Source organism: Dellaglioa sp. CoH-55-MRSF-7 (assembly GCF_056782235.1).
In genome coordinates this window covers 1-787 of the sequence record NZ_JBXAYI010000026.1, presented here as the reverse complement: position 1 = coordinate 787, position 787 = coordinate 1, and the positions used below count along the sequence as shown (strand labels likewise).

At 53.1% G+C, this 787-nt stretch carries 2 protein-coding genes; both read right to left on the bottom strand.

Going from position 1 to position 787, the window contains the following annotated elements; genetic code table 11:
* On the bottom strand, positions 1-432 hold a 432-nt coding region (locus tag AC1RPU_RS07655), incomplete at its 3' end, for an adenylyltransferase/cytidyltransferase family protein (RefSeq protein ID WP_481769591.1).
* Between the two features lie 74 nt (positions 433-506).
* Positions 507-787, bottom strand: a 281-nt coding sequence (locus tag AC1RPU_RS07650; protein ID WP_481769590.1) for a hypothetical protein, incomplete at its 5' end; no start/stop codon positions are given.

Here is a 787-nt window from a genome sequence, read left to right as displayed (position 1 = left end):
CGACCCCCACTGCGGGAATTTCTTCAGGTAGTACGAACTCTGGTCCTTCGAATGGCCGATGAGGACTACCTCCACTTCGGTGACGAGACCGGTGGAATGAAGCGCATCCATCTCCAGCGCGCGCTTCGCGAAATCGACGCGACGCTGGACTTCAGCCATCCATTTGAAGTCGTTGTCATGCAGGTGATCGTTGAGCGTTTCGAGTTCGAGGAAGCCCTTTTCAATGGCTTCCGGATTCACAGCCTCGATCATTTGGGCAACCTCGTGCGCCGTCCAAGGATTCTTGACGGTACGCGGACGATTAGCCGAACCAACGAGCACGAGCGTGCGATCGGCCTGCATGATCGCAGCATCGATTACCTGCTGGTGACCGACGTGAAATGGGCGGAAACGACCGATGAATACTGCGAGCTTCTTGACTTGCTTTTCCATTTTGCAACTCCTGTTGCTGAACATTGTAAAACGCGGGCTCCTGCCCACGGTACTATTTACTACGAAATGCCGAATTACTGGCGCTTGGTCAAACGATCAAGCTCCTGAAGATTTGCCTTCAGTGCAGCCTGAATAACAGCCAACCGGCGATTGCCCTCGATCATGTCTTCCACGAAATACCAAGGGGCGCTCTTCGCTTTGTTGATAACATCGACTTGTGCGTTCACCACCGCGATCTGCGCTGCCTCATCGATTCGGAGCTTCCGGATACGGCGGCGCAGTGCCGCGACTTTGAAATGCTTGGTGACTTTTTCGAACATGGGAACCTCCAATAATTTAGTGATTCCCATTATAC